The sequence below is a fragment of the Pseudomonas sp. LBUM920 genome (assembly GCF_003852315.1).
GTDB lineage: Bacteria > Pseudomonadota > Gammaproteobacteria > Pseudomonadales > Pseudomonadaceae > Aquipseudomonas.
The window spans coordinates 5,706,366-5,728,500 of the sequence record NZ_CP027762.1; the positions used below are offsets into that span (position 1 = coordinate 5,706,366).

The 22,135-nt window shown below is 61.0% G+C and carries 22 protein-coding genes; 11 read left to right on the forward strand and 11 right to left on the reverse strand.

Annotated features, from left to right (window positions below; all coding sequences use genetic code 11):
• The first annotated feature begins 93 nt into the window (after positions 1-93).
• Entirely contained in the window at positions 94-654 is a 561-nt protein-coding gene (locus C4J83_RS26445; RefSeq protein ID WP_119740906.1) for a tetratricopeptide repeat protein, read from the forward strand.
• Positions 655-782: 128 nt separating this feature from the next.
• Here the strand turns inward: C4J83_RS26445 and C4J83_RS26450 are convergent, their stop codons facing one another.
• Complete coding sequence (locus C4J83_RS26450; protein WP_003194436.1) at positions 783-1,109, reverse strand: DUF1820 family protein; 327 nt, start codon at positions 1,107-1,109, stop codon at positions 783-785.
• 131 nt (positions 1,110-1,240) lie between these two features.
• Between C4J83_RS26450 and miaB the strand changes: the two genes are divergently transcribed.
• The 5 genes from miaB (at position 1,241) to lnt (ending at position 6,662) form a co-directional block, all read left to right on the forward strand.
• Complete coding sequence (gene miaB / locus C4J83_RS26455; protein ID WP_106579361.1) at positions 1,241-2,569, forward strand: tRNA (N6-isopentenyl adenosine(37)-C2)-methylthiotransferase MiaB; 1,329 nt, start codon at positions 1,241-1,243, stop codon at positions 2,567-2,569.
• Between the two features lie 226 nt (positions 2,570-2,795).
• Positions 2,796-3,797 (forward strand): PhoH family protein, encoded by a 1,002-nt coding sequence (locus C4J83_RS26460; RefSeq protein ID WP_106579362.1) that lies wholly within the window; start codon positions 2,796-2,798, stop codon positions 3,795-3,797.
• Positions 3,790-4,263 (forward strand): rRNA maturation RNase YbeY, encoded by a 474-nt coding sequence (gene ybeY / locus C4J83_RS26465; RefSeq protein WP_124418527.1) that lies wholly within the window; start codon positions 3,790-3,792, stop codon positions 4,261-4,263. Before C4J83_RS26460 ends, ybeY begins: the two co-directional genes overlap by 8 nt.
• Positions 4,264-4,290: 27 nt before the next feature.
• The gene (locus C4J83_RS26470; protein WP_015373027.1) at positions 4,291-5,130 is read left to right on the forward strand and encodes a CorC family transporter; all 840 of its coding nucleotides are present in this window, start codon (positions 4,291-4,293) and stop codon (positions 5,128-5,130) included.
• Positions 5,131-5,138: 8 nt separating this feature from the next.
• Complete coding sequence (gene lnt, locus C4J83_RS26475; RefSeq protein WP_124418528.1) at positions 5,139-6,662, forward strand: apolipoprotein N-acyltransferase; 1,524 nt, start codon at positions 5,139-5,141, stop codon at positions 6,660-6,662.
• Positions 6,663-6,815: 153 nt separating this feature from the next.
• On the opposite strand, the gene C4J83_RS26480 is transcribed toward lnt, so the two are convergent.
• Positions 6,816-7,577, reverse strand: coding sequence for a YdcF family protein (locus tag C4J83_RS26480; protein ID WP_106579365.1), 762 nt, complete (start codon positions 7,575-7,577; stop codon positions 6,816-6,818).
• Between the two features lie 97 nt (positions 7,578-7,674).
• Entirely contained in the window at positions 7,675-7,986 is a 312-nt protein-coding gene (locus tag C4J83_RS26485) for a hypothetical protein (protein ID WP_119740902.1), read from the reverse strand.
• A 262-nt stretch (positions 7,987-8,248) separates the two neighbouring features.
• Here C4J83_RS26485 and leuS point away from each other — a divergent pair, with 262 nt between their 5' ends.
• From leuS to C4J83_RS26510, 5 genes are all read left to right on the forward strand, one after another.
• Entirely contained in the window at positions 8,249-10,855 is a 2,607-nt protein-coding gene (gene leuS / locus C4J83_RS26490) for a leucine--tRNA ligase (RefSeq protein WP_124418529.1), read from the forward strand.
• Between the two features lie 88 nt (positions 10,856-10,943).
• Positions 10,944-11,549 carry an LPS-assembly lipoprotein LptE gene (locus C4J83_RS26495; protein WP_106579368.1) on the forward strand — a complete coding sequence of 202 codons (606 nt, stop codon included), beginning with the start codon at positions 10,944-10,946 and terminating at the stop codon, positions 11,547-11,549.
• Between the two features lie 39 nt (positions 11,550-11,588).
• Positions 11,589-12,626 (forward strand): DNA polymerase III subunit delta, encoded by a 1,038-nt coding sequence (gene holA / locus C4J83_RS26500; protein ID WP_106579369.1) that lies wholly within the window; start codon positions 11,589-11,591, stop codon positions 12,624-12,626.
• Between the two features lie 218 nt (positions 12,627-12,844).
• A complete protein-coding gene (arfA, locus tag C4J83_RS26505) occupies positions 12,845-13,009 on the forward strand; it encodes an alternative ribosome rescue factor ArfA (RefSeq protein ID WP_003176285.1) in 165 nt (54 codons plus the stop codon).
• 61 nt (positions 13,010-13,070) lie between these two features.
• A complete protein-coding gene (locus C4J83_RS26510; protein ID WP_119740895.1) occupies positions 13,071-14,396 on the forward strand; it encodes a lytic murein transglycosylase in 1,326 nt (441 codons plus the stop codon).
• 125 nt (positions 14,397-14,521) lie between these two features.
• Here C4J83_RS26510 and C4J83_RS26515 read toward each other — a convergent pair whose 3' ends face one another.
• The 8 genes from C4J83_RS26515 to rodA all read right to left on the reverse strand — a co-directional run bounded on the left by C4J83_RS26515 (position 14,522) and on the right by rodA (position 22,119).
• A complete protein-coding gene (locus tag C4J83_RS26515) occupies positions 14,522-15,439 on the reverse strand; it encodes a S66 peptidase family protein (protein WP_124418918.1) in 918 nt (305 codons plus the stop codon).
• Positions 15,440-15,605: 166 nt separating this feature from the next.
• Positions 15,606-16,625, reverse strand: a complete 1,020-nt coding sequence (gene lipA / locus C4J83_RS26520; protein WP_090401916.1) for a lipoyl synthase — start codon at positions 16,623-16,625, stop codon at positions 15,606-15,608.
• A 2-nt stretch (positions 16,626-16,627) separates the two neighbouring features.
• Positions 16,628-17,275: a lipoyl(octanoyl) transferase LipB gene (gene lipB / locus C4J83_RS26525; protein ID WP_106579371.1), complete on the reverse strand. Its 648-nt coding sequence runs from the start codon at positions 17,273-17,275 to the stop codon at positions 16,628-16,630.
• A complete protein-coding gene (locus tag C4J83_RS26530; protein ID WP_017136054.1) occupies positions 17,275-17,556 on the reverse strand; it encodes a DUF493 domain-containing protein in 282 nt (93 codons plus the stop codon). The genes lipB and C4J83_RS26530 overlap by 1 nt, the downstream gene beginning before the upstream one ends.
• A gap of 85 nt (positions 17,557-17,641) precedes the next feature.
• On the reverse strand, positions 17,642-18,799 hold the full coding sequence (locus C4J83_RS26535) for a D-alanyl-D-alanine carboxypeptidase family protein (protein WP_106579372.1): 1,158 nt from the start codon (positions 18,797-18,799) through the stop codon (positions 17,642-17,644).
• A gap of 178 nt (positions 18,800-18,977) precedes the next feature.
• Complete coding sequence (locus C4J83_RS26540) at positions 18,978-19,988, reverse strand: septal ring lytic transglycosylase RlpA family protein (RefSeq protein WP_119740893.1); 1,011 nt, start codon at positions 19,986-19,988, stop codon at positions 18,978-18,980.
• On the reverse strand, positions 19,988-20,998 hold the full coding sequence (gene mltB, locus C4J83_RS26545; protein WP_124418530.1) for a lytic murein transglycosylase B: 1,011 nt from the start codon (positions 20,996-20,998) through the stop codon (positions 19,988-19,990). Before mltB ends, C4J83_RS26540 begins: the two co-directional genes overlap by 1 nt.
• A gap of 17 nt (positions 20,999-21,015) precedes the next feature.
• Complete coding sequence (gene rodA, locus C4J83_RS26550) at positions 21,016-22,119, reverse strand: rod shape-determining protein RodA (RefSeq protein ID WP_057703348.1); 1,104 nt, start codon at positions 22,117-22,119, stop codon at positions 21,016-21,018.
• Positions 22,120-22,135 lie beyond the last annotated feature (16 nt).

Here is a 22,135-nt window from a genome sequence, read left to right on the forward strand (position 1 = left end):
AAGACTTTGTAAGCAGAGGCCTGCTTATTTCATAATGCGCGCTTATTGGACCCCCGAGGGTCCGCGCGCCCCGTCAGAGGTAAGTCGATTCCCATGAAACGCACCGGCCGCACCCTGGTTCTGGGCTGCCTGTTGCTCCTTCAGCCGCTGCTGGCACATGCACAAGCACAAGCAGGCGGCAACTCGTTGTTAATCCCAGCGATGGGTCGTTGCACCCTCAATACCCAGCCAGACAGCCAGGCCGAAGCCCTGAGCGCGTGCCAGAAACAGGCCGACGGCGGGGATGCGCAGGCGCAATACGAGTTGGGCGAGTACTACCACGACGACAAAAACCCCGCGCGCGACCTCAACAAAGCCTTGAGCTACTTCGAGAAAGCGTCGTTGCAGGGCCACGCCCAGGCGCAATTTCAGTTGGGCAACATGTTCTTCAAAGGCGAAGGCGTGCCGGCCAACAACGTCCAGGCGTATATCGTGCTGAAAATGGCCGCGGTCAACGGCGCTGAAGACGCGCTGGACACCGCCGACGAAGTCGCCGAGCACATGCAGCGTGATGAGTTGGAAGTGGCAACCCAGGTGCTGGGCCAGATCTTCCGCAATTACTTGCAGGAATTGCAGAGTGCGGATGGGCGTTCGCCGTTCTCGCCATTGCCTTAAATTTTCAGTGCCTTTTTAGGCCCATTCGCGAGCAAGCCCGCTCCCACACTTGACCGAGTTCCAGCGTTGGAACGCGGTCGAATGTGGGGGCGGGCTTGCCTGCGATGGGCACACCTCGGTCTAACGCCCTACTTCTCAGGCATCGGCATCGGAAACGGCATGACATTGCTGGTACCCCGCGCCTCGCTGATCTTCGGCGTGCCCAGGCGCTCGACTTCGTCGATGCGCACAATCGAATGCATCGGCACAAAGCTGCGCACCACGCCTTCAAACTGCGCCTTCAGTTTTTCCTCGCCCGGATCGACGACCAACTGGGTGCGCTCGCCAAAGACGAACTCTTCCACTTCCAGGAAGCCCCACAGATCACTTTGATAGATCTGCTTGGCGTACATTTCGAACACCTGGCCCTGGTTAAGGAAAATCACCTTATAGATTGGAGCTTCACGTTTGGTCATGGTGGGCGAATAACACATCGGGGATATAAAAGAGGGCGCGAACTATAGCATGGCACCCGATGCACAACGCTAGGAACCAATGGGCATGCCCCCTATAATGCGCGGTTCTTTACCACCAGTTGATGATTCCCATGGCCAAGAAGCTTTACATCGAAACCCACGGTTGCCAGATGAACGAGTACGACAGCTCGCGCATGGTCGATCTGCTGGGCGAACATCAGGCCCTGGAAGTCACCGCCCGCGCCGAAGATGCCGACGTTATCCTGCTCAATACCTGCTCGATTCGTGAGCGCGCCCAGGACCGTGTGTACTCTCAACTGGGCCGCTGGCGCGAGTTGAAACTGGCCAACCCGGACATGGTGATTGCCGTTGGCGGCTGCGTGGCCAGCCAGGAAGGCGCCGCGATCCGCGACCGCGCGCCCTACGTCGACGTGGTTTTCGGCCCGCAAACCTTGCACCGCCTGCCGGAAATGATCGACGCGGCACGTATCACCAAGCTGCCGCAGGTGGATGTGTCGTTCCCGGAAATCGAAAAATTCGACCACTTGCCCGAGCCGCGCATCGACGGCCCGAGCGCCTATGTGTCGGTGATGGAAGGCTGCAGCAAGTACTGCACCTTCTGCGTGGTGCCCTACACCCGTGGTGAAGAAGTCAGCCGGCCGTTTGATGACGTGCTGGCGGAAATTATCCACCTGGCCGAAAACGGTGTGCGCGAAGTGACCCTGCTGGGCCAAAACGTCAACGGCTATCGCGGCCAGACCCACGATGGTCGCCTGGCCGACCTCGCAGAGTTGATCCGCGTGGTGGCCGCCGTCGATGGCATCGAGCGCATTCGCTACACCACCTCGCACCCGCTGGAGTTCTCCGACAGTCTGATCCAGGCCCACGCCGAAGTGCCGGAGCTGGTCAAACACCTGCACTTGCCGGTGCAATCGGGCTCGGACCGCATTCTGTCGGCGATGAAGCGCAACCACACCGCCCTGGAATACAAATCCAAACTGCGCAAACTGCGCGCGGCGGTGCCGGGTATCTGCATCAGCTCGGACTTTATCGTCGGCTTTCCTGGGGAGACCGAGAAAGATTTCGAGCAGACCATGAAGCTGATCGAAGACGTCGGTTTCGACTTCTCCTACTCGTTCGTCTACAGCCAGCGCCCGGGCACCCCGGCTGCCGACTTGGCGGATGAAACCCCCGAAGCGCTGAAAAAAGAGCGCCTCAATGCTCTGCAACATCGCCTGAACCAGCAAGGTTTCGAAATCAGCCGACAAATGGTCGGCTCGATCCAGCGCATCCTGGTCACCGACTATTCGAAAAAAGACCCGGGCGAGCTGCAAGGCCGTACCGAAAACAACCGCATCGTCAACTTCCGCTGCGACAACCCGACCCTGATCGGCCAGTTTGCCGATGTGCACATTGACGCGGCGCAACCGCACTCGTTGCGCGGGTCGTTGGTTCAGTAACTCCCCCATATTGCTGAGTGGTAGAGATCAAAATGTGGGAGCGGGCTTGCTCGCGAATGCGGTAGATCAGTTGATACATGGATTAGCTGACCCACCGCATTCGCGAGCAAGCCCGCTCCCACATGGGAACCGTGCTGCACTTGGGCTAGATAAGTGCTTTCGCACGTCGACTGCTGGCGTTATCCTCTCTTTCACCTCAACAGCCAAAGGGCGGCTAAAAGCGACCTTGAACGCACCCATAGAACCTCATCGTTTTCTCCTCGAGCCTTTTGAGGCTCGCCGTTTCGCCAACCTGTGCGGACAGTTCGACGAGCACCTGCGCCTGATCGAACAACGCCTGAGCATCGAGATCCGCAACCGCGGCAATCAGTTCGAGCTTATTGGTGAACCCCAGCACACCACGTCTGCAGAAAACCTGCTCCGCCGCCTCTACCGCGAAACCAAGGGTAGCGAGCTGTCGCCGGAGACCGTGCACCTGTACCTGCAGGAATCTGCCGTGCAAGACCTGGCGAACAACCCGGTTGCCGAAGCCAGCGTGGCCTTGCGCACCAAAAAAGGCATGATTCGCCCACGCGGCTTGAATCAGCAGCGCTACGTCAAAGAAATCCTCGGTAACGACATCAATTTCGGCATCGGCCCCGCCGGTACCGGCAAGACCTATCTGGCCGTGGCCTGTGCGGTGGACGCCCTGGAGCGCGAGCAAGTACGCCGCATCCTGCTCGTGCGCCCGGCGGTCGAGGCCGGCGAAAAGCTTGGCTTCCTGCCCGGCGACCTGGCCCAGAAGATTGACCCGTACCTGCGCCCGCTCTATGACGCGCTGTACGAGATGCTCGGCTTTGAATACGTGGCCAAACTGATCGAGCGCCAGGTGATCGAGATCGCCCCACTGGCCTACATGCGTGGGCGTACGCTGAACAACAGCTTCATCATCCTCGACGAAAGCCAGAACACCACCGTCGAACAGATGAAGATGTTCCTGACCCGTATCGGTTTCGGCTCAACCGCTGTGATCACCGGTGACGTGACCCAGGTCGACCTGCCCAAGGGCACCAAGTCGGGCCTGGCCCAAGTCATCGAAGTGCTCAAGGACGTGCCGGGCATCAGCTTTACGCATTTCATGCCCAAAGACGTAGTGCGTCACCCGCTGGTGCAGCGCATCGTCGAAGCCTACGAGCGCTTCGACCACAAGGACGACGCACCCGCCAAGGACGTTCGCCGCGATGCTTGAGCTTGACCTGCAGCTGGCCACCGAAGCGCCCGCCCCCAGCGAAGAACAGTTCCGCCAATGGTGCACGCTGGCCCTGCGCCAGCGCACCGCCGACTCGGAGCTGACCATCCGCCTGGTGGACGAGCCCGAAGGCCGCGAACTGAATCACACTTGGCGTCAAAAGGATTACGCGACGAACGTGCTGTCCTTCCCAGCCGACGTGCCGGATGAGTTACTGGACATCCCGCTGCTGGGCGACCTGGTGATCTGTGTCGAGGTGGTGGAACGCGAAGCCAAGGAGCAAGGCAAGGAACTTGAGGCCCATTGGGCCCATCTAGTGATCCACGGCTGCTTGCATCTCTTGGGTTACGACCATATAGACGATGACGAAGCGCTAGAGATGGAAACACTGGAACAAACGTTGCTTGCTGAATTGGGTCACCGCGACCCTTATGCAGACGACGAAATCGAAACTACACCTCACTGAAACAACAAAGGATTTAGAGTAATCGCTATGAGCGAAGACCGATCGAGCAACGGGCAGAAGTCATGGCTGGGTAAATTGACCCAGGCTTTTGCCCACGAGCCGAAAAACCGCCAGGAGCTGCTTGAGCTGCTGCGCGAGGCCCATCAGAACAAGTTGCTGGACAGCGAAGCGCTGGCCATCGTCGAAGGCGCCATCCAGGTGGCTGACCTGCAAGTCCGGGACATCATGGTCCCGCGTTCGCAGATGATCAGCATCAAGGCGACCCAGACCCCTCGGGAATTCCTCCCGGCCGTGATCGACTCGGCGCACTCGCGCTACCCGGTGATCGGTGAAAGCCATGACGACGTCATGGGTGTCCTGCTGGCCAAGGACCTGCTGCCGTTGATCCTCAAGGAGAACGGCGACAACTTCAACATCAAGGACCTGCTGCGTCCGGCCACCTTCGTGCCTGAATCCAAGCGCCTGAATGTGCTGTTGCGTGAATTTCGCGCCAACCACAATCACATGGCCATCGTGATCGACGAATACGGTGGCGTGGCCGGTCTGGTGACCATCGAAGACGTGCTGGAACAGATCGTCGGCGACATCGAAGACGAGCACGACGTCGAAGAAGACAGCTACATCAAGCCGCTGCCCAGCGGTGATTTCCTGGTCAAGGCGCTCACGCCGATCGAGAACTTCAACGAGTTCTTCGACAGCGAATTCTCCGACGACGAGTTCGACACCGTCGGCGGCCTGGTAATGAGCGCGTTCGGGCATCTGCCCAAACGTAACGAGACCACCGAGATCGGCGCCTATCGCTTCCGCATCCTGAATGCCGACAGCCGCCGCATCCATCTGATTCGCCTGACACCTATTGCCCGCTAAGGATTGATATGCGCCGTCTGACCCGCCCCGGCTGGCCCGGTAACTTGCTGGCCGTGGTGGCCGGCGCCATCACCACCCTGGCGCTGGCGCCGTTCGATCTGTGGCCATTTGCACTGGTGGCGATCGGGTTGTTCTATATCGGCCTGCGCGAGCTGACGCCACGTCAGGCCTTGGGCCGTGGCTGGTGCTTCGGCTTCGGCCTGTTTGGCGCCGGCACCAGCTGGATCTACTACAGCATTCACCATTTCGGCGGCGCTTCGGTGCTGCTGGCTGGCTTTTTGATGCTGCTGTTTACCGCCGCCATCGCCTGGTTTTTCGCCCTGCCCGCCTGGCTATGGGCGCGCTGGCTGCGCCGTAATGAAGCGCCGTTGGCCGACGCGCTGACGTTTGCTGCGTTGTGGGTCGGCCAGGAGGCGTTTCGCGGCTGGTTCCTCACCGGTTTCCCCTGGCTCTACTCTGGCTACAGTCAACTCGACGGCCCACTTACCGGCCTCGCGCCGCTGGGCGGGATGTGGCTGATTTCCTTCGCGCTGGCACTGACCGCTGCGGTGCTGTGCAACCTGCCACGCCTGCTGGCGAGCAAGCGCAACGGGTTCATCGGCGCAGGCCTGGTTCTGCTGGTTGCTCCCTGGGCCATCGGCCTGGCGCTCAAGCACCACGCCTGGACCGCGCCCTCGGGCGCGCCCCTGACGGTGGCAGCGATCCAGGGCAACGTCGAACAAAGCATGAAGTGGGACCCGGAGCAGCTCAATGCACAGTTGGCGCTGTACCGCGACATGAGCTTCAGCTCCAAGCGCGTCGACCTGTTGGTGTGGCCGGAAACCGCCGTGCCGGTGCTCAAGGATTCCGTCGAAGGCTATCTGGGCATGATGGGCAAGTTTGCTGCAGACCGGCACACGGCGCTGATCACCGGCGTGCCGATCCGCCAGGAAGTGCACCACCAGAAGCGTTTCTTCAATGGCATCACCGTGGTCGGTGAAGGCGAAGGCACCTACCTTAAGCAGAAGCTGGTGCCGTTTGGTGAATACGTGCCGCTGCAAGACATGCTGCGCGGGCTGATTGCGTTCTTCGACCTGCCGATGTCGGACTTTGCGCGCGGCCCGGCTGACCAGGCGATGCTGCAGGCCAAGGGCTATCAGATTGCGCCCTTCATTTGCTATGAAGTGGTGTACCCGGAATTTGCCGCCGGCCTGTCGGCCCAGAGCGACTTGTTGCTGACCATCAGTAATGACACCTGGTTTGGCCGCTCCATCGGCCCGCTGCAACACCTGCAAATGGCGCAGATGCGCGCATTGGAGGCTGGCCGCTGGATGATTCGGGCGACCAACAACGGCGTCACCGGCCTGATCAACCCGTTCGGGCAGATCACCGCGCAGATCCCGCAGTTCGAGCGCGGGATCCTGTACGGCGAAGTGGTGCCGATGCATAACCTCACGCCGTACCTGCAATGGCGCTCATGGCCGTTGATCATCGTCTGCCTGGGGCTGTTTGGCTGGGCGTTGCTGGCGGGCCGGATGTCCAAGACGGTCTGACAGACAAACCCAAAATCAATGTGGGAGCGGGCTTGTGCGGGAGCGGGCTTGCTCGCGAACAGGGTGCATCAGCTAACGAACAGGCTGACTGACGCACCGCTTCGCGAGCAAGCCCGCTCCCACATAAGCCCACCGCACCGTTGATTCTCGGTGTTATCGATAAAACACCCGATACCCCACCTGCCCCACCGCCTCATTGATCAACTGCCCGCTGCGCCACACCGATACAAACTCGGGCATCCAGCCGCCGAGTGGCCGGGCATTGTCCACGCCCAAGAAACCCACCGGCCCCGGCACCACGGTGAAGCCGGCCTTCTCAAAACTCCACACCGCGCGCGGCATGTGCCAGGCCTGGGTCACCACCACCACGCGCTTGATGCCTTGGGGCAGCAGTATCTCGGCGCTCATCTGCGCGTTTTCCCAGGTGGTGCGGCTGCGTTCTTCCTTCCAGCGCACCGTCACGCCGAAGTCATCCTGCATCGACACGGCCATCAACTGCGCCTCACTGGGCGGCGTGCCGTAGTGCAAGCCGCCGCTGGTCAATACCGGCAACCCGGAGGCCTTGGCCAGTCGCGCGGCATACCGCTGGCGCTCAAGACCGATGCCGGTGGGCTGATCACTGCCCCAGGCCGGATCACCGCGTTCGCGCCCAGAGCCCAGCACCACAATGGCATCGGCGCGCTGCGCCAATGTTGCCCACGCGTCACGCGCCAATGGTGGCTCGGTTTCCAGCGCATGCGCGCCCCATTGCACCATCACCGGCAGGCTGATCAGCCACATCCCGCCCAACCCCACTACAAAGCAAAACCCGGCCAGGCGCGGGCGGCTTTTACGAAACCACCAGGCAAACACCAGCAACAGCAAAAAAATGCCGGGCGGCAAGAGCAATTGTTTAATGAAATAACGAAAAGGCATCGGGCATCTCCAAAGATGCCCGAAGCCTAGATGCAACGGGATTTAGCGACAATCTTTACCAACACATTTCGAGAAGGTCACTGGATAACGCGATGTTTCACCGAACGGCCCGAAGCTTTTCGGGACCGCGACCGGCCGCCACATCCTTCAGCCAGACCACCTTGGCCGAACGTGATGGCGCCTGGGCTGGCGGGGAAGCCTGCCCTTGAGAGGCACGGTGGTGATTCAATTCCAGGTAAACCTTGATCAATTCAAGCTCAGCCTGGCTCAAGCCTCGCAACTCCAATTCCAGAGGCCGTTCATCACGCAATCGGCCTGCGGTTCTGGCGGCATCCAATGCCCGACCCAAACGGTCGATCAGTCCTTGGTACAACTGCGGTTTCGTTAAAGTTCGCTGCGATTCAACCATCCCCTCACCTCATTGAAGATAAGACTCACTCCCCAATAAACAGCGTAGTCCCCGTGGCTGCGCCTGCCCGGCGCCGCGACAGACGGCCCTGCCTGCGCAATCAGGGTTTCCCTCGATAGAGTGGGGTCATGTATGCTACGGCGCTTCCTGTAACTCCACTTCCCGCAGGGTTTGGGCACGGACGCGCCGCTTTTTGGTGTCGATCAACCTGAACGTTGCACCGAAGAGGATTAGGCCACCCCTATTCAGTTCAAAAGTAGCCATGCACGAACAATATCAGCCCCGTGAAATAGAAAATGCCGCCCAAACCTTCTGGGACGAGCAAAAGTCCTTTGAAGTCAGTGAACAGCCAGGCAAGGAGACTTACTACTGCCTATCGATGTTCCCTTACCCCAGCGGCAAGCTACACATGGGGCACGTGCGTAACTACACCATCGGCGACGTGATTTCGCGCTACCAGCGCATGCTCGGCAAGAACGTCCTGCAACCCATGGGTTGGGACGCCTTCGGCATGCCGGCGGAAAACGCCGCGATGAAAAACAACGTGGCGCCCGCCAAGTGGACCTACGAAAACATCGCCTACATGAAGACCCAGCTGCGCAGCCTGGGCCTGGCGGTGGACTGGTCGCGCGAGGTCACCACCTGCAAGCCCGATTACTACCGCTGGGAACAATGGCTGTTCACCCGCCTGTTCGAAAAAGGTGTGATCTACAAGAAAAGCGGCACCGTGAACTGGGACCCGATCGACCAGACCGTACTGGCCAACGAACAGGTCATCGACGGTCGCGGCTGGCGCTCCGGCGCGCTGATCGAAAAGCGCGAAATCCCGATGTACTACTTCAAGATCACCGCCTACGCGGATGAACTCTTGTCGAGCCTCGACGACCTGCCGGGCTGGCCTGAGCAGGTCAAGACCATGCAGCGCAACTGGATCGGCAAATCCAAGGGCATGGAAGTGCAGTTCCCGTACAACGTCGATTCCATTGGCGTTGACGGCGCACTGAAAGTCTTCACCACCCGCCCAGACACCCTGATGGGCGCGACCTACGTCGCCGTGGCCGCTGAACACCCGCTGGCCACCCAGGCCGCGCAGAACAATCCAGAGCTTTCGGCCTTCATCACCGAATGCAAAGGCGGCAGCGTGGCCGAAGCCGACGTCGCCACCCAAGAGAAAAAAGGCCTGCCAACCGGCCTGTTCGTCGAGCACCCGCTGACCGGTGAAAAACTGCCGGTGTGGGTCGCCAACTACGTGCTGATGCACTACGGCGATGGCGCAGTAATGGCCGTGCCGGCTCACGACGAGCGCGATTTCGAATTTGCCACCAAGTACGGCCTGCCGATCAAATCGGTCGTGCGTACCAGCTCGGGCGATACCAACCCGGCCCCGTGGCAAGACGCTTACGGTGAGCACGGCGAACTGATCAACTCCGGCGAGTTCGACGGCCTGGATTTCCAGGGTGCCTTCGACGCCATTGAAGTGGCACTGATCAAGAAAAACCTCGGTGCCTCGCGCACCCAGTTCCGCCTGCGCGACTGGGGCATCAGCCGCCAGCGCTACTGGGGCTGCCCGATTCCGATCATCCACTGCCAAACCTGCGGTGACGTGCCGGTGCCGGAAGACCAGTTGCCGGTGGTACTGCCCGAAGACGTGGTGCCCGATGGCGCCGGTTCGCCATTGGCGCGCATGCCCGAATTCTACGAGTGCGCCTGCCCGAAATGCGGTGCACCGGCCAAGCGTGAAACCGACACCATGGACACCTTCGTAGAGTCCTCGTGGTACTACGCTCGTTACGCCTCGCCGCACTATGAAGGCGGTCTGGTGGAAAAATCCGCGGCCGACCACTGGTTGCCGGTGGATCAGTACATCGGCGGCATCGAACACGCAATTCTTCACCTGCTGTACGCGCGTTTCTTCCACAAGCTGATGCGCGACGAAGGCCTGGTCAGCTCCGACGAGCCGTTCAAGAACCTGCTGACCCAAGGCATGGTGATCGCCGACACTTACTATCGCCGCGAAGCCAATGGCGCCTACACCTGGTTCAATCCGGCGGACGTAGAGCTTGAGCGTGACAGCAAGGCCAAGGTGATCAGCGCCAAGCTGAAGTCCGACGGCCTGCCGGTGGAAATCGGCGGCACCGAGAAGATGGCCAAGTCCAAGAACAACGGCGTCGACCCACAGTCGATGATCGATCAGTTCGGCGCCGACACCTGCCGCCTGTTCATGATGTTCGCCTCGCCGCCCGACATGAGCGCCGAATGGTCCGACTCCGGCGTCGAAGGCTCGCACCGTTTCCTCAAGCGCGTCTGGCGCCTGGCGCACGCCCATGTCAGCCAGGGCCTGCCGGGCAAGCTGGACGTGGCGTCCTTGAGCGATGAACAGAAAGCCATTCGCCGCAGCACTCACCTGGCCATCCGCCAGGCCAGCCAGGACGTGGGCCAGAACCACAAATTCAACACCGCCATCGCTCAGGTGATGACGCTGATGAACGTGCTGGAAAAAGCACCGCAGGCGACCGAACAGGACCGCGCGCTGGTACAGGAAGGCCTGGAAACGGTCGTCCTGTTGCTGGCTCCGATCACGCCGCACATCAGCCATGATCTGTGGAGCCGCTTGGGCCACAGTGGCGCGGTGATCGACGCCGGTTGGCCGGTACAGGATGACAGCGCACTGGTACAGGACACGCTGCAGCTGGTAATCCAGGTCAACGGCAAACTGCGCGGCCAGATTGATATGCCAGCCAGCGCCAGCCGTGAAGATGTCGAGGCGGCTGCACGGGTCAACGAAAACGTGCTGCGCTTCACCGAAGGCCTGACGATCCGCAAAGTGATCGTAGTGCCTGGCAAACTGGTCAACATCGTCGCCAGCTAATCGGATCGGGCGCAGGGCTTGGGCCCTGCGCCGAACCAAACCTTTAAGGCCTCGATAAGGCCCACATGGTTTCAAGGGGAGCAACAAAATGATCAAACGCAATTTGCTGGTGATGGGCCTCGCTGTGCTGCTGAGCGCTTGCGGCTTCCAGCTGCGCGGTACCGGCACCAATGAACTGAGCATCAAGGAACTGGACGTCAGCGCCCGCAACGCCTATGGCGACACCGTGGTTCAGCTGCGCCAGACCCTGGAAAACAGCGGTGTGCGCGTCTACACCGGTGCAACCTACAAACTGGTCCTGGTGGACGAGCAGGAATCCCAGCGTAGCCTGAGCTACGCCAGCGCCGGCCGCGCGTCGGACGTTGAGCTCAATACGGCCGTCAACTATGAAGTACAAGGCCGTGACCACCTGCCATTGATGGCTGACAAGCTCGAAGTCCAGAAAGTGGTGAGCCACGACGGCAACAACCTGGTGGGTTCGGACTCGGAGATCATTCAGGTTCGCAAGGAAATGCGTCGTGAGCTGATCCAGCGCCTGATGGTACGCCTGCAACAGCTGACGCCGGAAAAACTGGCCGCTCTGCAGCAAACCGCCGACAACAAGGCCAAGGCTGACGCCGACGCCCTGAAAGCCGCAAAAGAATACGAAGACAACACGCCGAAACAATCGCCTGTTGAAGTCCCTGTCGAGTAAGCCAGACGGGGCGCCCCTGGCGCCCCGTTTGCCCCGCCTATGAAGCTCGCCCCCGCCCAACTCGCCAAACACCTGCAAGGTGGCCTCGCACCTGTCTACATCGTCAGCGGTGATGACCCGCTGTTGTGCCAGGAAGCGGCAGACGCTATTCGCAGCGCCGCGCGGCAGCAGGGTTTCGACGAACGCCAGGTTTTCAGCGCCGACGCCAGTTTCGACTGGGGCACGCTGCTGCAAGCCGGTGCGAGCATGTCGCTGTTCGCCGAAAAACGCCTGTTGGAATTGCGTTTGCCCTCGGGCAAACCCGGCGACAAGGGCGCGGCGGCCTTGATGGAATACTGCTCGCGTCCCGCTGAAGACACAGTGCTGCTGATCAGCTTGCCCAAGCTCGACGGCAGTGCGCAGAAAACCAAATGGGGCAAGGCGCTGGTAGAGGGACCACAGACCCAGTTCATCCAGATCTGGCCAGTGGACAGCAACCAGTTGCCGCAGTGGATTCGTCAGCGCCTGTCCCAGTCGGGGCTGTCAGCGACGCAAGACGCTGTTGAACTGATCGCCGCCCGGGTCGAAGGCAACTTGCTTGCCGCCGCCCAGGAGATCGAAAAGCTCAAGTTGATGGCCGAAGACGGGCAGATCACCGTCGAAACCGTGCAAGGCGCAGTGGCCGACAGTGCTCGCTTTGACGTGTTCGGGCTGGTGGACGCGATTCTTAATGGTGAACCTGCCCACGCCCTGCGCATGCTCGAAGGGCTGCGCGGCGAAGGCGTGGAACCCCCGGTGATTCTATGGGCCCTGGCCCGTGAGTTGCGGGTGCTGGCCAATATTTCGCTGCAATACAGCCAGGGCACTCCGCTGGACAAATGCTTCAGCCAGGCGCGGCCACCGGTCTGGGACAAACGCAAACCCCTGATGAGCAAAGCCCTGCAACGGCACTCGGCGCAACGCTGGGCACAGCTGCTACTTGAAGCGCAGCGCATCGATGCGCAAATCAAGGGTCAGGCGGCGGGTTCGCCGTGGATGAGCCTGAGCCGTTTGTCACTTTTGATGTCTGGTCAGCGCCTGTCGTTACCGGCTGAATAACGCCCCGCCCAAAACTCCATAATCCGAATGTGGGAGCGGGCTAGCTCGCGAAGACGGTGTATCAGTTTATAGATCAGGCGACTGGCCCACCGCCTTCGCGAGCAAGCCCGCTCCGCCATTTTGATCGTGCACCTTTCCTACACCGCGCCGGGCTTTACAGCGGCGTCACTTCGGCAGATGATTTGCACCGCTTCATCCCACCGACAGAGAGTATCGACATGAGCAAAAAGCCATCCAAGCATGGCCCCAACAAGGCCAAATCCATCATCGCCCAGCCACTGTTCCGCAGCCGTCAGGAACGCGCCGGCAAGGGCAAAGGCAGCTACCGCCGCGAAGCCTTCCAGTCTAATAGCTGGGAGGCTTCTTACTTTCTGGCTGCCTGAAGGCAAGCGCCCCTCCGGCATGATAAGGTCTGTACCTGATTTGTAATCCCTGGACCTGTGCATGCCCTCTAGTCTTTCCCGTCGTTGGCACCTTCGCCAATTGATCGCTGCCTCCAGCCTCATTCTGCTTGTCGCCTGCGCGGAAAAACCCACCGCCGCAGACGCGCAACCCCTGCCAAAACTGCAGACTGTGCCGGCCGTCGCGCCCGCCGTCGTTGCGCCGTTGGCCGTGGACAACCTCGATATCCAACCGACCCAGACCTTCTCCGAATGGCAAGCGGCCTTTCGCGTGGACGCCCTGAAAGCCGGGATCACGCCCGCGGTGTTCGACAACGCCTTTGCCGGCGTCACCCCCGACATGGCGGTGATTCGCGCTGACCGCAGCCAACCGGAATTTTCCCGCCCGGTTTGGGAATACCTCGACGGCGCCCTCTCGCCGGTGCGCGTACGCAATGGCCAAGCCTTGCTGATCAAGTACGCCGACATCCTGCAAAGCATCGAACAACGCTATGGCGTCGACCGCCAGGCGCTGGTTTCGGTGTGGGGCATGGAAAGCAATTTTGGCCAGTTCCAGGGCAATAATTCGGTGATCCGTTCCCTGGCAACCCTGGCCTACGAAGGCCGTCGCCCGGCGTTCGCCCAGGCGCAACTGCTGGCGGCGCTGCAGATCATCCAGCATGGCGACATCCAGGCCGACCAGATGAAAGGCTCCTGGGCCGGCGCGATGGGCCAGACGCAATTTATCCCGACTACCTATAACACCCACGCCGTCGACTTCGACGGTGACGGTCGCCGTGACATCTGGAACAGCCCGGCCGACGCCCTCGCCTCCACGGCGCACTACCTGCAAAGCTCTGGCTGGCAAAAAGGCCAGCCGTGGGGCTTTGAGGTGCAACAGCTGCCGGCCAACTTTGATTACGCCCTGGCAGACGGCGGCGTGCGCAAGACCGTCGCCGAGTGGCTGAAACTCGGTATCCAGCTGCCACCTGGCGCGAGCATGCCGCCCAACGTCGACCAACTGTCCGCCGCTTTGTTGCTGCCGGCAGGCTACCGTGGCCCCGCTTTCCTGGTGCTGGACAACTTCCGCGCGATCCTCAAGTACAACAACTCGTCGTCCTACGCGCTGGCGGTTGGCCTGCTGTCGGAACGGTTTGGTGGCGGTGGGGTGATTCGTGGCGATTGGCCCAAAGATGAGCTGCCACTGAGCCGCTCCCAGCGCATCGATTTGCAGACAGTGCTGAGCGCCAAAGGGTATGACGCGGGCAATGCAGACGGCATCATCGGCGCCAACACGCGCAAGGCGATCCGCGCGGCGCAGCAGTCGCTGGGTTGGCCGGCGGACGGGTATCCGACGGTGAAACTGCTGGAGTCGTTGCAGGGCCAGTAGGTCGGCGTATGGCGACTATTGCCTTCGCGAGCAAGCCCGCTCCCACATTTGACCGAGTTCCAAGCTTGGAATGTCGTTGAATGTGGGAGCGGGCTTGCTTGCGAAGACGGCATCACAGGCGACAATTATTTCAAAACTACATCCTGCTCCAACACCAGCCGCTGCCCCCCCGCATCCAGCCGCACCAACGCGCCCATCGGCAGCGTCAGATTCGGATCGCAGTGCCCACTGCGCCAGCCGGACAACACCGGAATGCACAACGGTGCGAAGGTCTGCTTCAGCAGTCGCTCCAGCGCTGCTTTATCCACACCCGCCACGTCGCCCACCAGCACACCGGCAATTTGTTCCAGCTTGCCGGCCAGGCGCAGGTGAGTCAGCAGGCGGTCGATACGGTAGATCGGCTCGTTGACGTCTTCGATCAGCAAAATGATGCCCTCGGCATCAATCTCATAGGCCGTGCCCATGACTGCGGCGATCATCGACAGGTTGCCGCCCAGCAAGCGTCCACAGGCAATACCCGGCTCAAGGGTGGTCAATGGGTAGGCCACCGGGTGCGCCACGACACTGCCGGCGCCAAGCTGCCCGCGCAGCATGCTGAACAGCGATGACTCCGTGGGCTGTTGTTTGTCGCCCAGCAAATCGGCATTGAGCATTGGCCCGTGGAAAGTCACGAAGCCGGCGTAGCGGCTGATCGCCAGGTGCAACGCGGTGATGTCGCTGTAACCCACGAACGGCTTGGGGTTGGCGCGCAGCAGGTCGTAATCCAGGCGATCCAGCAAGCGTGGCGTACCGTAGCCGCCGCGCAGGCAGAAGATGGCATCGATTTCGGGGTCGGCGAAGGCAGCGTGAAGGTCACGCAGGCGCACGTCATCGCTGCCTGCGAGGTAACCGTCGCGTTCGTATACACCAGGGAAAATCCGCAGCTCATGGCCACGGGCCCGCATCCATTGCCCGGCTTTTTCAACGTCGAGGGCAGCAGGGCCGGCGGGGGCGATCAGGCCAATGATGCCTTCGGCTCGAAGGGCAGGTACGGCGGCTGCCAGTTCAGTGCTCATCCATAAGTCTCCCATCTATGACGCAGAACGAAATGTGGGAGCGGGCTTGCTCGCGAAGGTGGGGTGTCAGTCAACACATCAGGTGACTGAAACACCGCCTTCGCGAGCAAGCCCGCTCCCACACAAGCCACGCCCAAATTACTCCAGGTTAGGCTCAGGAAACCAGGCTAGCCTTGACCAGCTTGGCCTGCTCGTCAGCGTGGTACGAGGAACGCACCAACGGGCCGGACGCCACGTTCTTGAAGCCCATTTTGTAACCTTCCTCGGCGAACCAGGCGAAGGTGTCCGGGTGCACAAAACGCTGCACCGGCAAGTGGCTGCGCGACGGCTGCAGGTACTGGCCGAGGGTCAACATGTCGATGTCGTGTTCGCGCATGCGCTTCATGACTTCGATCACTTCTTCGTCGGTCTCGCCCAAGCCCAGCATCAGGCCGGATTTGGTCGGGATGTGCGGCATCATCTGCTTGAACTTCTGCAGCAGGGTCAGCGACCACTGGTAGTCCGAGCCTGGACGCGCAGCCTTGTACAGGCGTGGCACGGTTTCCAGGTTGTGGTTGAACACATCCGGTGGCTCGGCCGCGGTGATTTCCAGCGCGACGTCCATACGGCCACGGTAGTCCGGCACCAGGGTTTCGAGCATCACGTTCGGCGACAACTTGCGGATCTCGCGAATGCAGTCGGCAAAGTGCTGGGCACCGCCGTCACGCAGGTCATCGCGGTCTACCGAGGTGATGACCACGTATTTGAGTTTGAGGTCGGCGATGGCGATGGCCAGGCTTTCCGGCTCGTTGACGTCCAGAGGCTTCGGCCGGCCGTGGCCAACGTCGCAGAACGGGCAACGACGGGTGCAGATGTCACCCATGATCATGAAGGTGGCGGTGCCGCCGGAGAAGCATTCGCCCAGGTTCGGGCAGGACGCCTCTTCGCACACGCTGTGCAGCTTGTGTTTGCGCAGCAGGGCCTTGATACGGTCGACTTCCGGCGAAACCGGGATGCGCACGCGGATCCAGTCAGGTTTTTTCGGCAGTTCGGTGGTCGGGATGATCTTGACCGGGATGCGTGCAACCTTCTCGGCGCCGCGCAGCTTGACGCCGGCTTCCACCTTGGCACGCGGGGCCGGACGCTCGGTGATGTCCAGCGTCGGGATCATGGTTTGCACTGCATCAGTAGTCATAATCAGTCGATTCCGCCCGTAAGGGTCGTCTGCTCAGCATAGTCGAGGTGTTTGACGAGCTGCGCACGCAGCCGGGCACTTACCTCGGCAAATTTAATCGGTGTGGCGTGGTCGCTCAGTTGAGTCATCGCCAACCCTGCGTAACCGCACGGGTTGATGCGCCCGAACGGCGCCAGGTCCATGTCCACGTTCAGGGCCAGGCCATGAAAGGAACAACCGTGGCGAATCCGTAAACCGAGGGAGGCGATTTTCGCGCCGTCCACATACACACCGGGTGCATCGGGCTTGGCCGCGGCGCTCACGCCGTAACTGGCCAACAGCTCGATCAGGCAAGCTTCCATGCGGCTCACCAGGTCACGTACGCCAAAACCCAGCTTGCGTACGTCCAGCAAGAGATAAGCAACAAGCTGACCCGGCCCATGGTAAGTCACTTGACCACCTCGGTCGACCTGCACCACCGGAATATCCCCCGGCAGCAGCAGATGCTCGGCCTTGCCGGCCTGGCCCTGAGTGAATACCGGAGGGTGTTCCACCAGCCAGATTTCATCCGGGGCCGAGCTGCCGCGCTCGTTGGTGAAGCGCTGCATGGCATGCCAGACCGGCTCGTAGGCCATCTGGCCGAGCTCGCGAAAGCCCAGGACCTGAGACATCACAGCACCATGTGCACGAAGCCGGTGGCCCGCAGTTCGCTGTTGATGTCGTAAAGCTGGTCTTGACCGGTCGCAACGATGTGCAACTGGATCGTGGTGTACTTACCGTTGGAGCTCAAACGCTCGTCTACACGGTTGTCGTTGATCGTCGCGTGTTTACGCACGATCTCCAGAATCTTGTCTTTGTTGCCCACACCCGTATCGCTGATCACCTTGACGGGATAGTCCACGTTAGGGAATTCGATCTTTGGCGCCTTTACTTCTACTTCTTTATCGGTCATGGCGTAACGGCCTCGTAAGCGTAAGCCGTGGCGACGGGCAAAGCCCCACGTCAGGTCGACGCGGGGCTTTGCAGGTGCACACTTATCAGTTGAACAAGCTGTAGAAGAATAGACGGATGCTATCCCACACGCGGCGGAAGATACCACCTTCGTCGACGGCGTCCAGCGCGATCAGGTCGGCGCTGTGCACCACCTTGTCGTCCAGCTTCACTTCGACTTTACCGATAACGTCACCCTTGGCGATTGGCGCAACCAATTGCGGGTTCATGGTCATGCTGGCAGCGAGCTTTTTCAGCTGGCCTTTAGGCATGGTCAACGTCAGGTCGTCAGCCAGGCCGGCTTTGACTTGGTGGGTAGCGCCTTTCCATACCGGGGCTTGAGCCAGCTCAGCACCCTTCTGGTAGAAGGTCTGGGTTTCGAAGAAGCGGAAACCGTAGGTCAGCAGCTTTTGCGTCTCGGCCGCACGGGCCTGCTCGCTGTTAGTGCCGAAGACCACGGCGATCAGGCGCTGGCCGTCACGTACAGCGGACGACACCATGCAGTAGCCGGCTTCGTCGGTGTGGCCGGTTTTCAGGCCATCGACAGTCTTGTCGCGCCACAGCAGCAGGTTGCGGTTAGGCTGCTTGATGTTGTTCCAGAAGAATTCCTTCTGGGAGTAGATCGCGTAGTGCACCGGGTCGACGCGGATGATCGCGCGGGCCAGCAGCGCCATGTCGTGAGCCGACGAGTAGTGCTCCGGGTTCGGCAGACCGGTCGGGTTCATGAAGTGGCTGTTGGTCATGCCCAGGTCGCCGGCCGTCTTGTTCATCATGTCGGCAAATGCGTCTTCGCTGCCGGCGATGTGCTCGGACAGGGCCACGCTGGCGTCGTTACCGGACTGGATGATGATGCCGTGCAGCAGGTCGCTGACAGTCACCTGCGAACCGACCTTGATGAACATCCGCGAACCGCCGGTACGCCAGGCGTTTTCGCTGACGGTGACCGGGTCGTTTTCGCCGATCTGGCCGCGACGGATTTCCAGGGTCGCGATGTACGCCGTCATCAGCTTGGTCAGGCTCGCCGGTGGCAGGCGCTGGTCACCGTTGTTCTCGACCAGCACGTTGCCGCTGGCGGCATCCATGAGGACCCAGGCCTTGGCGGCCAGTTGCGGGGAAGCCGGCACCATTTCAACCGCCCAGGCGGCCGGGGTGATGATCAGCGAAAGAAGCAGGCACGTGCGTTTGGCTAAGGTGGTGATGTTCATCCGTCTCTCGAAATTGCTTATGGAAACTTGCCCTCGCGGGCAAAACTATTCAGACAGCCCGCTGCCAGACTGTCACGTGTTCGGTTGCCCGCTCACCCCTTGCCCCTGGGTTTTTATTGTTCAACGAGCCAACAACCAGGGCCCAGACCCGCGCACGCGTCTGAGCCATCAATCTTTCTTATTCGGCGGTGACCACGCTGGGTTGCCCCAGGTTGGCCAGTCGCACGCTGTTCTGTACTTGCGCCACTTCACTTGGCGAACCAATTGGCCCCATGCGCACACGGTGCAGAGTCTGCTGGTTACGCACGATGGAGCTGATGAAAACCGGCGCATTGACCATGCTGCTGAGCTTGGACCTTAACAGTTCTGCCGCGTCCGGGTTGGCGAAAGCGCCGACTTGCAGGTACTGACCGCCCACCGTGGAAGCGCCCGGTGCTGCGTGCGGCACGACCACCGTGTCCGGCGCGTGCTGCGCCGGTGGCGGCGTCCACTGTTCGATCTTGCCGGTTGACGCGGTCACTTGCGGCTGCGGCGTTTGTGGCTCGTTGAGCATCAACGGTGCCGGTTTGCCACGCTGGGCCCAGTACTGCGCCGGGTCGATGCCTTCGACTTTCACGCGCGCGGTGCCGATTTCGGCATAACCGAGTTTCTTCGCGGCGGCGTAGGACAAGTCGATGATCCGGTCCGAATAGAACGGCCCACGGTCGTTGACCCGCAGGATCACCGTGCGGTTGTTGTCCAGGTTGGTCACGCGTACGTAGCTGGGCAGCGGCAGGGTCTTGTGGGCCGCGCTCATGCCGTACAGGTCATATACCTCGCCGTTGGCGGTGTTCTGGCCATGGAACTTGGTGCCGTACCAGGACGCCGTGCCCGATTGGACGTAGGTCTTGGAATCCTGCAGCGGGAAGTAATTCTTGCCCAACACGGTATACGGGTTGGCCTTGTAAGGCCCGGTGTGCAGGGTCGGCGTGGCATCCGGGATTTTCGATACGTCGACATCCCACCACGGCGCGCCGTCTTTGTGCGCGCGGTTGATGTCCAGGCCCGGCTGGGCGCGAACGATACCGCCACCGCCCTTCTGCGCCGGCGCGCGGCTTGTGGTGGTGGTGGAAGAACAACTGACAACCAGCAAGGACAACGCGGCGAACGCCACCAGCTTGAGCGGTTTATTGAACGGCGATGCCCGCATTACTTGTTGCCCCGTGCTTGGACCAGCATGTCTGACAGCTGATGCACGGCCATGGCGTACATCACACTGCGGTTATAACGCGTGATTGCGTAAAAATTCTTCAGGCCCATCCAGTATTCCGGGCCGTTTTCGCCTTCCAAGCGGAACGCCGTCACCGGCATATCATCGCGTGGCGCATTCTGACTCGACCAGCCCAGGGCTCGCAACTCCCCGACGGTCTTGACCGGCTCGATTCCCTGAGTCAAACCTTCGTCGGCGCGCTCGCCGGTGACATCGGCACGGATCACCACCGGCTCGCCTGACACCCAACCATGGCGCTTGAAGTAGCTGGCCACGCTGCCAATGGCGTCATCCGGATTGCTCCAGATATTGATGTGGCCGTCGCCGTCGAAATCCACGGCGTATGCACGAAAGCTGCTCGGCATGAACTGCGGCAAGCCCATCGCACCGGCATAGGAGCCCTTGAGGGTCAGCGGGTCGACCTGCTCTTCGCGGGCCAGCAGCAGGAATTCGCGCAGCTCCTTGCGGAAGAACTCGGCGCGCGGCGGGTAATCGAAGCCCAGGGTCGACAAGGCGTCGATCACCCGGTAACTGCCGGTATTGCGCCCGTAAAAGGTTTCAATGCCGATGATCGCGACGATGACTTGGGCCGGCACGCCGTACTCCTGCTCGGCGCGGGCCAGCGCGGCTTCGTGCTGACGCCAGAAGTCCACACCCCGCGCCACGCGGGCGTCGGTGAGGAACATCGGGCGGTATTCTTTCCACTGTTTCACGCGCTCGGCGGGACGCGAGATCGCATCGAGGATCGCCTGCTTGCGCTGGGCTTCGCGGAACACGCCCATCAGCTGTTCACCGGCGAAACCGTAGTCGCGGGTCATTTCACCGACAAATTCGGCGACCTGGGGTGAGCCATCGTAGTCACCGGCCTGCGCCTCTTGCGTCGCGCCCAGCAGCCCAATCAGGCTCATCCAGGACGCATGCCGAGTCGCCCAGCCGCGCATTACTTGCATTGACATCTTCACCTTATTCAAACCTGTGCGATCCACTTGCGATGCGTGTGAATCGACATCAAAACCCCAAACGCTGACAGCAATGTCACCAGCGAAGTTCCGCCGTAGCTAATGAACGGCAACGGCACCCCAACCACCGGCAGCAGGCCACTGACCATACCGATGTTGACGAAAACGTAAACAAAAAAAGTCATGGTCAAGCTGCCGGCGAGCAGTTTGCCGAACAGCGTCTGCGCCTGCGCGGTGATCACCAAACCGCGACCAATCAACAGCAGATAAATCAGCAACAGCGCGCAAATGCCTACCAGGCCGAACTCTTCGCCCATTACGGCAATGATGAAGTCGGTGTGGCTTTCGGGCAAAAAGTCCAGGTGCGACTGAGTGCCCAGTAACCAGCCCTTACCAAATACTCCGCCGGAACCGATGGCGGCCTTGGACTGGATGATGTTCCAGCCGGTGCCCAGCGGGTCACTCTCCGGGTCAAGGAACGTCAGGATCCGCTGCTTCTGGTAGTCGTGCATAAAGAAGAACCACATGGCCACGGCCACGGGGATGGCGGCGGCCAGCACGCTGAGGATCCAGCGCCAGCGCAGGCCGCCCATAAACAGTACGAACGCACCGCCCGCGAGGATCAGCAGCGAGGTGCCGAGGTCGGGCTGGCGCACGATCAGGATGAACGGTACGCCAATCAATATCAGGCTGATGCCCACGTGCTTGAGCTGCGGCGGCAAGGTGCGCTTGGACAAATACCAGGCGATGGTTGCCGGCATCAAAATCTTCATGAATTCCGACGGCTGGAAGCGAATCACTCCTGGAATGTTGATCCAGCGCGTCGCGCCCATGGCGTTGTGGCCCATCACGTCCACCACCACCAGCAGCAATACGCCAGCGACATAACCAAGCGGCACCCAGCGCGCCATGAAACGCGGTTCGAGCTGGGCAATCACCACCATCGACAACAGGCCCAAGCCGAACGACGACGCCTGCTTGATCAACAGGTCCCAGTTCTTGCCGCTGGCCGAATACAGCACGAACAGGCTGCCGGCCGCCAAGGTCAGCAACAGGATCAGCAACGGGCCATCAATGTGCATGCGCTGCAATAACGTCGCGCGGCGACGCATCACATCCTCGCTGGAG

Excerpts from the sequence above, each read along its gene's own strand:
- C4J83_RS26540 (WP_119740893.1), bottom strand. The coding sequence starts at position 19,988 with ATGCGGGCATCGCCGTTCAATAAACCGCTCAAGCTGGTGGCGTTCGCC.
- lipB (WP_106579371.1), bottom strand. The coding sequence starts at position 17,275 with ATGTCTCAGGTCCTGGGCTTTCGCGAGCTCGGCCAGATGGCCTACGAG.
- C4J83_RS26470 (WP_015373027.1), top strand. The coding sequence starts at position 4,291 with ATGAGCGAAGACCGATCGAGCAACGGGCAGAAGTCATGGCTGGGTAAA.
- C4J83_RS26510 (WP_119740895.1), top strand. The coding sequence starts at position 13,071 with ATGCCCTCTAGTCTTTCCCGTCGTTGGCACCTTCGCCAATTGATCGCT.
- C4J83_RS26480 (WP_106579365.1), bottom strand. The coding sequence starts at position 7,577 with ATGCCTTTTCGTTATTTCATTAAACAATTGCTCTTGCCGCCCGGCATT.
- C4J83_RS26535 (WP_106579372.1), bottom strand. The coding sequence starts at position 18,799 with ATGAACATCACCACCTTAGCCAAACGCACGTGCCTGCTTCTTTCGCTG.
- holA (WP_106579369.1), top strand. The coding sequence starts at position 11,589 with ATGAAGCTCGCCCCCGCCCAACTCGCCAAACACCTGCAAGGTGGCCTC.
- mltB (WP_124418530.1), bottom strand. The coding sequence starts at position 20,998 with ATGCAAGTAATGCGCGGCTGGGCGACTCGGCATGCGTCCTGGATGAGC.
- miaB (WP_106579361.1), top strand. The coding sequence starts at position 1,241 with ATGGCCAAGAAGCTTTACATCGAAACCCACGGTTGCCAGATGAACGAG.
- C4J83_RS26450 (WP_003194436.1), bottom strand. The coding sequence starts at position 1,109 with ATGACCAAACGTGAAGCTCCAATCTATAAGGTGATTTTCCTTAACCAG.
- C4J83_RS26485 (WP_119740902.1), bottom strand. The coding sequence starts at position 7,986 with ATGGTTGAATCGCAGCGAACTTTAACGAAACCGCAGTTGTACCAAGGA.
- C4J83_RS26530 (WP_017136054.1), bottom strand. The coding sequence starts at position 17,556 with ATGACCGATAAAGAAGTAGAAGTAAAGGCGCCAAAGATCGAATTCCCT.
- arfA (WP_003176285.1), top strand. The coding sequence starts at position 12,845 with ATGAGCAAAAAGCCATCCAAGCATGGCCCCAACAAGGCCAAATCCATC.
- leuS (WP_124418529.1), top strand. The coding sequence starts at position 8,249 with ATGCACGAACAATATCAGCCCCGTGAAATAGAAAATGCCGCCCAAACC.
- ybeY (WP_124418527.1), top strand. The coding sequence starts at position 3,790 with ATGCTTGAGCTTGACCTGCAGCTGGCCACCGAAGCGCCCGCCCCCAGC.
- C4J83_RS26495 (WP_106579368.1), top strand. The coding sequence starts at position 10,944 with ATGATCAAACGCAATTTGCTGGTGATGGGCCTCGCTGTGCTGCTGAGC.
- rodA (WP_057703348.1), bottom strand. The coding sequence starts at position 22,119 with ATGCGTCGCCGCGCGACGTTATTGCAGCGCATGCACATTGATGGCCCG.
- lipA (WP_090401916.1), bottom strand. The coding sequence starts at position 16,625 with ATGACTACTGATGCAGTGCAAACCATGATCCCGACGCTGGACATCACC.
- C4J83_RS26445 (WP_119740906.1), top strand. The coding sequence starts at position 94 with ATGAAACGCACCGGCCGCACCCTGGTTCTGGGCTGCCTGTTGCTCCTT.
- lnt (WP_124418528.1), top strand. The coding sequence starts at position 5,139 with ATGCGCCGTCTGACCCGCCCCGGCTGGCCCGGTAACTTGCTGGCCGTG.